The sequence below is a fragment of the Streptomyces sp. NPDC016309 genome, from assembly GCF_043077235.1.
In the GTDB taxonomy this organism is placed as follows: domain Bacteria; phylum Actinomycetota; class Actinomycetes; order Streptomycetales; family Streptomycetaceae; genus Streptomyces.
This window is the reverse complement of record NZ_JBIBSG010000009.1, coordinates 45,335-56,076: the sequence shown is the minus strand read 5'-3', so window position 1 is coordinate 56,076 and position 10,742 is coordinate 45,335. Positions and strand designations below refer to the sequence as shown.

The 10,742-nt window shown below is 70.8% G+C and carries 10 protein-coding genes; 4 read left to right on the top strand and 6 right to left on the bottom strand.

What is annotated here, in order from left to right; genetic code table 11:
• Positions 1-70: 70 nt before the first annotated feature.
• Positions 71-691 (bottom strand): heme-copper oxidase subunit III, encoded by a 621-nt coding sequence (locus ACF068_RS22770; protein ID WP_392276109.1) that lies wholly within the window; start codon positions 689-691, stop codon positions 71-73.
• A gap of 199 nt (positions 692-890) precedes the next feature.
• Between ACF068_RS22770 and ACF068_RS22765 the strand changes: the two genes are divergently transcribed.
• Entirely contained in the window at positions 891-1,292 is a 402-nt protein-coding gene (locus tag ACF068_RS22765; RefSeq protein ID WP_392276108.1) for a hypothetical protein, read from the top strand.
• A gap of 273 nt (positions 1,293-1,565) precedes the next feature.
• On the opposite strand, the gene ACF068_RS22760 is transcribed toward ACF068_RS22765, so the two are convergent.
• The 4 genes from ACF068_RS22760 to ACF068_RS22745 form a co-directional block, all read right to left on the bottom strand.
• Entirely contained in the window at positions 1,566-2,807 is a 1,242-nt protein-coding gene (locus ACF068_RS22760; RefSeq protein WP_392276107.1) for an Ig-like domain-containing protein, read from the bottom strand.
• Between the two features lie 110 nt (positions 2,808-2,917).
• Positions 2,918-3,316: a cytochrome c oxidase subunit 4 gene (locus tag ACF068_RS22755; protein WP_392276106.1), complete on the bottom strand. Its 399-nt coding sequence runs from the start codon at positions 3,314-3,316 to the stop codon at positions 2,918-2,920.
• Positions 3,313-5,061, bottom strand: coding sequence for a cytochrome c oxidase subunit I (gene ctaD / locus ACF068_RS22750; protein WP_392276105.1), 1,749 nt, complete (start codon positions 5,059-5,061; stop codon positions 3,313-3,315). Before ctaD ends, ACF068_RS22755 begins: the two co-directional genes overlap by 4 nt.
• Positions 5,058-6,029, bottom strand: coding sequence for a cytochrome c oxidase subunit II (locus ACF068_RS22745; protein WP_392276104.1), 972 nt, complete (start codon positions 6,027-6,029; stop codon positions 5,058-5,060). The genes ctaD and ACF068_RS22745 overlap by 4 nt, the downstream gene beginning before the upstream one ends.
• Positions 6,030-6,289: 260 nt before the next feature.
• Here ACF068_RS22745 and ACF068_RS22740 point away from each other — a divergent pair, with 260 nt between their 5' ends.
• Positions 6,290-7,669, top strand: coding sequence for a cysteine desulfurase/sulfurtransferase TusA family protein (locus tag ACF068_RS22740; protein WP_392276103.1), 1,380 nt, complete (start codon positions 6,290-6,292; stop codon positions 7,667-7,669).
• 28 nt (positions 7,670-7,697) lie between these two features.
• Here ACF068_RS22740 and ACF068_RS22735 read toward each other — a convergent pair whose 3' ends face one another.
• A complete protein-coding gene (locus ACF068_RS22735) occupies positions 7,698-8,672 on the bottom strand; it encodes a carbohydrate kinase family protein (protein WP_392276102.1) in 975 nt (324 codons plus the stop codon).
• 128 nt (positions 8,673-8,800) lie between these two features.
• Here ACF068_RS22735 and ACF068_RS22730 point away from each other — a divergent pair, with 128 nt between their 5' ends.
• Positions 8,801-9,013, top strand: a complete 213-nt coding sequence (locus tag ACF068_RS22730) for a hypothetical protein (RefSeq protein ID WP_392276101.1) — start codon at positions 8,801-8,803, stop codon at positions 9,011-9,013.
• 138 nt (positions 9,014-9,151) lie between these two features.
• Positions 9,152-10,738 (top strand): hypothetical protein, encoded by a 1,587-nt coding sequence (locus tag ACF068_RS22725; protein ID WP_392276100.1) that lies wholly within the window; start codon positions 9,152-9,154, stop codon positions 10,736-10,738.
• The last annotated feature ends 4 nt before the right edge of the window (positions 10,739-10,742 follow it).

Here is a 10,742-nt window from a genome sequence, read left to right as displayed (position 1 = left end):
CCCCGGTGTCAGGATCTTCTGCGTCGATGCTTGCTGGATGTGTCGGGCGTACCGGTCGGTACGGACCCGACTACTTGATCATGTAGATCGTGGCGAAGAGGCCGATCCAGACGACATCGACGAAGTGCCAGTAGTAGGACACGACGATGGCGGCGGTTGCCTGCTCGTGAGTGAATCTCTTGGCCGCGTACGTACGGCCGAGGACCAGCAGGAAGGCGATGAGACCGCCCGTCACGTGCAGGCCGTGGAAGCCGGTCGTCAGGTAGAACACGGAGCCGTACGGGTCCGACGAGAGCGAGAGGCCCTCGTGCTTCACCAGCTCGGTGTACTCGAAGACCTGGCCTCCGATGAAGATGGCACCCATCACGAACGTGATCACGAACCACGCCCGGAGCTTCTTCACGTCACCGCGCTCGGCGGCGAAGACGCCGAGCTGGCAGGTGAGCGAGGAGAGCACCAGGATCGTGGTGTTGGTCGCCGAGAACGGGAAGTTCAGCGCATCGGCTTTCTCTGCCCAGAACTCGGCACCCGTCACCGATCGCAGGGTGAAGTACATCGCGAAGAGGGCCGCGAAGAACATCAGCTCGGAACTCAGCCAGATGATGGTTCCGACGCTGGTGAGGTTCGGCCGATTGACCGACGGGTGCGCGTGCCCGGTTTCTACTGTCGTTGCTGTCGCCACGACCGACATTATGTCGGTCGCTTATCCCGCCCTCACTCCGGGGGGTGCCGTTCGGTGTGTTGATGCGCTCTGTCCAGCCCGAACGGCCCAGCGGAAGGGCCGTCGAAGGGGTGTCCGAACCGGTGTTGAGGGGGGTGCGGGAGGAGTAGCATCCGGCCCATCGGTACCTGCCGTACCCGCCCATGCCGCCGACGTACTCGGAGGAACCATGCAGTCGAGCGCCACCGTCCTGGTCTACAGCGACGACGCCAACACCCGCGCGCAGGTGCGGCTGGCGGCCGGGCGCCGGCCCGCGGCCGACGTTCCGCCGGTGGAGTTCATCGAGTGCGCGACACTCCCGGCGGTGCTGGACCGGCTGGACCGGGGCGGCGTCGACGTCTGCGTGCTGGACGGCGAGGCGGTGCCGGCGGGCGGCATGGGGGTGTGCCGCCAGATCAAGGACGAGGTCTTCCGGTGCCCGCCCGTCCTGCTGCTCATCGGCCGCCCCCAGGACGCCTGGCTGGCCACCTGGAGCCGCGCGGACGCCGCGGTGACCCTCCCGGTCGACCCGGTCGAGTTCGCGGACGCCCTGGCCGCCCTGCTCCGCACCCGCCTCGCCGTGGAGGCGTAAGGCCCCCCTCCGGGGCGAGTGAGGCGAAGGGGCGCGGCGGGTGCCGAAAGGGAGAACGCGCGGAGGCTGCGAGGAACGAGCAGCCGAGCACGATCGACCGTCGGCACACGCTTGAGCGCCCCGGAGGCGAACCGAGCCCGGAAAAGGGGCCGAGTGAGGCGAAGGGGCGCGGCGGGTGCCGAAAGGGAGAACGCGCGGAGGCTGCGAGGAACGAGCAGCCGAGCACGATCGACCGTCGGCGCACGCCGGAGCGCCCCGGAGGCGAACCGAGCCCTAAAAAGTGGGCCGGAGGCGCATCCGTTCCGTGCGGGGGGCTTCGGCTTGGGCGGCGCTGCCGGCCTGCCACTTGTCCCAGGGCAGGTTCCAGTCGCCGAAGCCGTTGCCGAAGTGGTCCATCTCCTTGCCCTCGCTGTTGATGACGTGGACGAGGTCCCCGGGGCGGACGTTCTCGTAGAACCAAGCCGCGTTGCTCATGGACATGCCGGTGCAGCCGTGGCTGACGTTGGCGGACCCCTGTGAGCCGACGGACCAGGGGGCGGCGTGGACGTACTCGCCGCTCCAGGTCACCCGGGTGGCGTAGTAGACCGGCAGGTCGTAGGACTCGCTGCTGCCCGCGGCGATGCCGACGGTGGTGCTGCGCATGCGGACGAAGTACTCCTTGCCGAGCACGACCTTGATGCCGTTGCGGGTGGAGAAGCCCGGCTTGCCGGTGGTCACCGGAATGGTGTTGATCACCTTTCCGTTGCGCTTGACCGTCATGTGGTGGCTGGCCGCGTCGGTGATGGCCTCGACGCGGTCGCCGATGCTGAGGTTCAGGGGCTTGGCGGAGCCGCCGTAGAGGTCGCGCGTGACCCGGACGCCCGCGAGGTTGCCCGTGACGGTGACGGACGCGCCGACGGGCCAGTACTCCTTCGGGCGGTAGTGCAGCTTCTTGTCGTCGACCCAGTGCCAGGCGCCCGTGACGGCGGGGGTGGAGCGGACCTTGAGGGAGCGCTCGACGGCGGCCCGGCCCTCCTTGGTGGTGACGGGGGTGCTGAGCTCGGCCGTGATGGGCTGGCCGACGCCGTACTTGCCCGTCTCCGGGCCGAATGCGACGTTGAGGACCTTCTTGGCGGGTGCGGTCTCGAACGTCATCGTACGGGCGCCGGGAGCCCCCTTGGTGTCCTCCGTGGCCACCCGGACGGTGTACCGCGTCCCGGCCACCAGGGGGGCCGTGGAGCGCCAGCGGCTGCCGTCGGCGGAGAGCTCACCGGCCAGGTAGTGGCCGGCGGCGTCGACGGCCGTGACGTCGGTGATGCGGCCGTCCTTGCCCTTGGCGGTGACTTCGAGGGGCTTGTCGAGGGACGCCTTGGCGGTGCCGGACGGGGCGTTGAACGCGACCTGGCGGGCCGCGTCGTACGGCTTCGCCGAGAGGGGATGGCCGTCCGGGCCGCCGCACGCGGTCGCGCTCGCGCCCGTGACGGCGACCAGCAGGGTGCAGCTTATGGCGATGCGCATGCGGGGCGTGTTGCTCATGAGCACACCGTAGGAAGGTATGCCCGCAGCGGCACGCCGGATGACTCCAAACGAGGGGCCCGGCCACCTCCGTACGGAGGTGGCCGGGCCCCTTGTCGAAGCGCGGAACGCTACTGGTTCTGGTTCTCGCCCCGGTAGTACTCGAAGACCCAGCCCCACAGGCCGATCAGGATCAGCGGGAAGGCGAAGTACAGGAGCCACCAGCCCAGAGCGATGCTCAGGAAGGCGAAGGCGCCACCGATCGCCAGCGAGAGCGGCTGCCAGCTGTGCGGCGAGAAGAAGCCGACCTCACCGGCCTCGTCCGCGACGTCGGCCTCCTTGTCGTCCTGCGCCATGGCGTCCACTCGCCGGGCCGTGAAGGCCAGGTAGTAGCCGATCATGATCGACAGGCCGAAGGCCAGGAAGAGCGCCGTCGTACCGGCCGGCTCCTTCGACCACACGCCATAGAGGATCGCCATGGCGAGGATGAAGATGCTCAGCCAGATGAACATCTTGCCCTGGATCTTCACTTGCCGACCTCCTTGCCACCGAACAGCGCGGTGTCCTTCTGCCCGTGGTTCTCGAGCTGGCCGACGGCCGCGATCTCAGGGTGGTGCAGGTCGAACGCCGGGGATTCCGAACGGATGCGCGGCAGCGTGAGGAAGTTGTGCCGCGGCGGCGGACAGGAGGTCGCCCACTCCAGCGAACGGCCGTAGCCCCAGGGGTCGTCGACCTCGATCTTCTTGCCGTACTTGGCCGTCTTCCAGACGTTGTAGAGGAACGGCAGGATCGACAGGCCCAGCAGGAACGAGGCGATCGTGGAGATCGTGTTCAGCAGGGTGAAGCCGTCGGCGGCGAGGTAGTCCGCGTAACGACGCGGCATGCCCTCGGCACCGAGCCAGTGCTGCACCAGGAAGGTGCCGTGGAAGCCGATGAACAGCGTCCAGAACGTGATCTTGCCGAGGCGCTCGTCCAGCATCTTTCCGGTGAACTTCGGCCACCAGAAGTGGAAGCCGGCGAACATCGCGAAGACCACGGTGCCGAAGACGACGTAGTGGAAGTGCGCGACGACGAAGTACGAGTCGGAGACGTGGAAGTCCATCGGGGGCGAGGCCAGGATGACACCGGTCAGACCACCGAAGGTGAAGGTGACCAGGAAGCCGATCGTCCAGAGCATCGGGGTCTCGAAGGACAACGAGCCCTTCCACATGGTGCCGATCCAGTTGAAGAACTTCACACCGGTCGGTACCGCGATCAGGAAGGTCATGAAGGAGAAGAACGGCAGCAGCACACCGCCGGTGACGTACATGTGGTGCGCCCACACCGTCACGGACAGGCCGGCGATCGCGATCGTCGCGGCCACCAGGCCGATGTAACCGAACATCGGCTTGCGGCTGAAGACCGGGATGATCTCCGACACGATACCGAAGAACGGCAGCGCGATGATGTACACCTCGGGGTGGCCGAAGAACCAGAAGAGGTGCTGCCACAGCAGCGCTCCACCGTTGGCCGCGTCGAAGACGTGCGCGCCGAACTTGCGGTCGGCCTCCAGCGCGAAGAGCGCGGCGGCCAGCACCGGGAAGGCGAGCAGGACCAGGACACCGGTCAGCAGCACGTTCCAGGTGAAGATCGGCATGCGGAACATCGTCATGCCGGGCGCGCGCATGCAGATGATCGTGGTGATGAAGTTGACCGAGCCGAGGATCGTGCCGAAGCCGGAGAAGGCCAGACCCATGATCCACATGTCGGCGCCGACACCCGGCGAGCGGACCGCGTCCGACAGCGGGGCGTAGGCGAACCAGCCGAAGTCGGCCGCACCCTGGGGGGTGAGGAAGCCGGCCACCGCGATCAGCGAGCCGAAGAGGTACAGCCAGTAGGCGAACATGTTCAGCCGCGGGAACGCCACGTCGGGCGCACCGATCTGGAGCGGCATGATCCAGTTCGCGAATCCGGCGAACAGCGGCGTCGCGAACATCAGCAGCATGATCGTGCCGTGCATCGTGAACGCCTGGTTGAACTGCTCGTTCGACATGATCTGCGTGCCCGGACGGGCCAGCTCGGCGCGCATGAAGAGCGCCAGCAGACCGCCGATGCAGAAGAAGGCGAACGACGTGACCAGATACAGCGTGCCGATCGTCTTGTGGTCGGTGGTGGTCAGCCACTTCACGACCACACCACCGGGCTGACGGCGCCGTACGGGCAGCTCGTTCTCGTACGGCTCACGCGAGCCGTCGGCTGCCTCGGCGGCACCCTGAGGTTCGTTGAGGATGCTCACAGTTGGTTGCTCTCCGAGTTCCTGGCCGAGTCGGTGATCGCCATGCCCGCCGGGATGTAACCCGTCTGCCCCTTCTCGGCCAGCTCCTTCAGGTGCTGCTGGTAGCGCTCCGGGGAGACCACCTTGACGTTGAAGAGCATCCGGGAGTGGTCGACGCCGCAGAGCTCGGCACACTTGCCCTTGAAGGTGCCCTCCTGCGTCGCGGTCACCTCGAACACGTTCACGTTGTGGCCGGGGAAGACGTCCTGCTTGAACAGGAAGGGGACGACCCAGAACGAGTGGATGACATCACGGGAGGTCAGGATGAACCGGACCTTCTCACCCTTCGGCAGCCACAGGGTCGGGCCCGGGTTGCCGGTCTGCGGGTTCCGCGTGCCGGGGATGCCGTAGTCGTAGACGCCTTCGGCCCCCTGGGGGAACTGCTTCTGGTACTTGTCAGGAACGACGGCGAGTTGCGAGGCGGGCTTGCTTCCCGTGTCCGCCTTGCCGTCGACGTTCTCGATGTAGTTGAAGCCCCAGCTCCACTGGTAGCCCACCACGCTGATGGTGTGGGCCGGCTTGTTGGAGAGGGCCAGGAGCTTCGACTCATCGCGCGCGGTGAAGTAGAAGAGCACCGAGACGATGATGAGCGGGGTCACCGTGTACAGCGCCTCGATGGGCATGTTGTACCGGGTCTGCGGAGGAACCTCGACCTTGGTGCGGCTGCGCCGGTGGAAGATGACGCTCCACAGGATCAGGCCCCAGACCAGCACGCCCGTGGCGAGCGCAGCCGCCCACGAGCCCTGCCAGAGGGAGAGGATCCGCGGGGCCTCCTCCGTCACCGGGGTGGGCATACCAAGGCGGGGGAAGTCCTCCCAGTTGTACGAGCAACCGGAGGCGGTAGCCAGGATCAGGCCCGCAGTCAGCACCTGCGGCAGCTTCCGCCGCATCGGGCGCCGCGACGAGCGGTCGGAGCCGTTGGGACTCACGTAGCGCCTTCCCGAGAGTCTCGCCCGCGCGGTCGGCTGCGGCCGTCACGCTGGTCGGTCGCCGGCCCTGACGCGGGCAGGGGTTTGGATGTTTATGCGGACCAAACCCTACTGGACGCTATTTGGGGTCGCGCGGGGAGGGTGCCCAACGCGCCGCAGGGCACCCCGAAGGGGTGTCCGGAGCGGCATTTCCTGAGGTCGCGAGCGGGCCGGGCCCCGGCGGCACCCGGGTACGGGCCCACCGGAGTTAGCGTGTCGGTGTGTCCTACTTCGATTCCGCTTCCTCCGCCCCCCTCCACCCGGTGGCCCGCCAGGCCCTCCAGGCCGCGCTGGACGAGGGGTGGGCCGACCCCGCACGGCTGTACCGGGAGGGACGGCGTGCCCGGCTGCTGCTGGACGCGGCGCGGGAGGCGGCCGCCGAGGCGGTGGGGTGCCGTCCCGACGAGCTCGTGTTCACCCCTTCGGGGACGCGCGCGGTGCACTCCGGGGTTGCCGGGGCGCTCGCGGGGCGCCGGCGGGTGGGCCGGCACCTGGCCGTGTCGGCGGTGGAGCACTCGTCGGTGCTGCACGCGGCCGCCGCGCACGAGGCGGACGGCGGGACCGTGACCGAGGTGCCGGTCGACCGGGCCGGGCGGGTGGCACCGGAGGCGTACGCCGCCGCGCTGCGGGACGACACGGCGCTCGCCTGCCTCCAGTCGGCCAACCACGAGGTCGGCACCGAGCAGCCGGTGGCCGAGGTCGCGGCGGCGTGCCGGGAGGCGGGGGTCCCGCTGCTGGTGGACGCCGCCCAGTCGCTGGCGTGGGGTCCGGTGCCGGGCGACTGGTCCCTGCTCACGGCGAGTGCCCACAAATGGGGCGGACCGGCGGGGGTGGGGCTGCTGGTGGTCCGCAAGGGTGTCCGGTTCGCGCCCCAAGGCCCGGCCGACGAGCGGGAGTCGGGGCGGTCGGCCGGCTTCGAGAACATCCCCGGGATCGTGGCGGCGGCGGCCTCGCTGCGGGCGGTGCGCGCGGAGGCCGGCACGGAGGCCGGGCGGCTGCGGGCGCTGGTGGACCGGATCCGGGCCCGGGTGGCGGAGTCGGTGCCGGACGTGGAGGTGGTCGGCGACCCGGTGCGGCGCCTGCCCCACCTCGTGACCTTCTCGTGCCTCTACGTCGACGGGGAGGCCCTGCTGCACGAGCTGGACCTGGCCGGTTTCTCCGTTTCCTCCGGTTCGTCGTGCACGAGTTCGACGCTGACGCCCAGCCACGTCCTGCGGGCGATGGGCGTGCTGTCGGAGGGCAATGTCCGGGTGTCCCTGCCGTCCGGTACGGCGGAGGCGGACGTGGAGCGGTTCCTGGAGGTGCTGCCGGGCGTGGTGGCGGGGATCCGGGAACGGTTCGGCGCGCCCGTCCCGCGGTCCGCCGCCGGGGGCGAGGAGTCCCTGGTGGTGGACGCCCTCGGCCGGCGGTGCCCGATCCCGGTGATCGAGCTGGCCAAGGTGTTCGGTGACGTCCCGGTGGGCGGCACCGTGACGGTTCTCTCCGACGACGAGGCGGCCCGTCTGGACATCCCGGCGTGGTGCGGGATGCGCGGCCAGGAGTACGTGGGCGAGCGGCCGGCGGACCACGGAACGGCGTACGTGGTCCGCCGGACGTCCTGAGACACCGCGCGGGGGCGTCCCGCCGTGGTTACGGGAGGTGGGCCTGGACCTCGGTGGCGGCCTCGTGGCCGTATGCCTTGGTGAAGCGGTCCATGAAGTGGGCGCGGCTCAGGGTGTACTCCTGGGTGCCGAGCGTCTCGATGACCAGGGTGGCCAGCATGCAGCCGACCTGGGCGGCGCGCTGAAGGCCCACGCCCCAGGACAGGCCGGACAGGAAGCCGGCCCGGAAGGCGTCGCCGACACCGGTCGGGTCGACCTTGGCCTCCTCGTCGGGGCAGCCGACCTCGATGACCGGCTCGCCGGTCCTCTCGATCCGGACGCCCCGCGAGCCGAGGGTGGTGACGCGGTGGCCGACCCGGGCGAGGATCTCCTCGTCGGTCCAGCCGGTCTTGGACTCGATCAGCCCCTTCTCGTACTCGTTGGAGAAGAGGTAGGTCGCGCCCTCCAGGAGGGTGCGGATCTCGTCGCCGTCCATGCGGGCGATCTGCTGCGAGAAGTCGGCGGCGAACGGGATGTTCCGCGTCCGGCACTCCTCGGTGTGGCGGAGCATCGCCTCGGGGTCGTCCGCGCCGATCGACACCAGGTCCAGGCCGCCGACGCGGTCGGCGACGGCCTTCAGCTCGATCAGCCGGGCCTCGCTCATGGCGCCGGTGTAGAAGGAGCCGATCTGATTGTGGTCGGCGTCCGTGGTGCACACGAAGCGCGCGGTGTGCAGCACCTCGGAGATCCGCACGGAGCCGGTGTCCACGCCGTGCCGGTCGAGCCAGGCGCGGTACTCGTCGAAGTCGGAACCCGCCGCCCCGACCAGGATGGGGCGGGTGCCGAGCTGCCCCATGCCGAAGCAGATGTTGGCCGCCACCCCTCCCCTGCGCACGTCGAGGTTGTCGACCAGGAAGGAGAGGGAGACCGTGTGGAGCTGGTCGGCGACCAGCTGGTCGGCGAATCGGCCGGGGAAGGTCATGAGGTGGTCGGTGGCGATGGAGCCGGTGACTGCGATACGCACGGCTGGGCGCTCCTGCGGGAAGGTGGAGTTGACGGTTCACGCTACCGGGTCGCCGGCACCCCCCACACGCGGAAACTACCCGATAGTAGGTCTTTTTCGGTCGGCTCTCGCGTGCGTACGGTGCGTACATGTCCAACTTCAGCGTTCCGCGAGAGCAGTACGAGTCCGATGTGAGCCTCGCCGAGCTGCGCGGGGACAGCGCGCGCATGGTGCCGCACTGGGTGGACCCGGCGGAGGCCGTGCCGGCGCCCGCCCCCGTGTCGCCGTCGCTCATCCACGGGGTGGTCGTCCCGCCCGCCTCGGCGCGGCTGATCGCCGCCACTCCGGAGTACGGCGCCTGAGGCACGGCCGTCCCCCGGCACCCGCGGGCCCGCCCGGGCGCTCCCCCGCCCGGGCGCACCGAGGGAACCGCCCGCCGCTCCGTTCCGTCCCAGGGGTGTCTCCCGTCAACGGGCCAGGGCGTACGAAGGAGCATTGCGGTGAGCAGTACGGAGCCGGAGCCGGCCGCGGAGCCGACACAGGACACCCCTCGCCGGAGGCGTTCGCCGCTGGCCGTCGCCTCGGTGGCGGCGGCCGTGCTGATCGCCGGCGGCGGCGGCGCGTACTTCGCCACGGTCGCGTCGGAGGGTGACGCCCGCAGCGACGGCGTCCCCGCGGCGGAGGGCACGCGGCCGCCGCCGCTGGCCCTGGACGGTCACACCGAGAGCGGTCCCGGGCCGGGGACGCCACCGGGCACGGGGCCGGGGATCGCGCCGGGCGAGCCGGACCCGAGCGGGGTCGTCTACCGGGCCGCCGGCCCGCTGCCCAAGGGGCCCGGTTCGGCCCACGTGTACCGGCCGGAGGGCACCGTCGGGGCCGACGAGGTGGCGCGGCTGGCCAAGGCCCTCGGGGTGACCGGGACGCCCGTGGCGGCCGGTTCGGCGTGGAAGGTGGGCCCGGACAAGGACGGCTCGGGTGCCGTGCTGCACGTGGACCGGCAGGCGCCGGGGACCTGGACGTTCGGGACCTCGCCGGCCGGGGACGACTGCGTCAAGGGCAAGGAGTGCCCCTCCACGAGCGCCACGACCCCGGACGGTTCCACGGGCACGCCCCCGGGCGGCACCGGCGGGCGGCCCGTGAGCGAGGCGGCCGCCAAGGCGGCGGCCGGCCCGGTGCTGGAGGCGCTGGGCCAGCGGGACGCCGAGCTGGACGCCACGCAGCTGATGGGCTCGGTGCGGGTGGTGAACGCCGACCCGGTCGTGGGCGGGCTTCCGACGTACGGCTGGTCCACCGGTGTCCAGGTCGCCCCGGACGGCACGGTCAGCGGCGCCGGCGGGCGGCTGAAGGCGCCGGCCCGCAGCCACGAGTACCCGGTGATCGGCGCGGCGGCGGCGCTGGAGCGGCTGAACTCCGGAGCCGGTGACGGCCGGGTGGGCACCGGCGGGGACATCGGCGGGTGCGCCACCCCGGCGCCGCTGGAGGGCCCGGGCTCGCCGTCCGGGCCGGCCGCGAAAGACTCGGACCCGGCGGCCAAGGGCGCGGACCCGGCCGCGCCGGCCGTCCCGTGCGGCCCGGACCGGGTGCCGCCGGCGAAGGACACGGTGACGGTCTCCCGGGCGGTCTTCGGGCTCGCGGCGCACTACGCGGCGGGGCGCCCGGCGCTCGTGCCGTCCTGGCTGTTCGAGGTGGCGCCCAAGGGCGGGGCCCGGCCGTTCACGATCACCTACCCGGCCGTGGCGCCCGAGTACCTCACGCCCGCCCCGGCGCCGCTCACGCCCCGTCCGGAGCCCTCCGCGGCACCCGGGACCCCGGGGCCGGGGAAGGCGCCCCGGCAGGTGGAGTCGTACAGCATGGACGGCCGGATCCTGACCGCGCGCTTCTGGGGCGGGGTGTGCAGCACGTACACCGTGAAGGCCGAGCAGAACGGCAGCCAGGTGAAGCTGAAGGTGGTCGAGAAGCCGGTCGAGCCGGGGCGGGTCTGCATCCTGATCGCCAAGGAGCTGACCGGAACGGTGACGCTCGACCAGCCGCTGGGTGAGCGGCAGGTGGTCGACGCGGCGAGCGGCGAGCGGGTGCCGCGGCGGTAGCCGG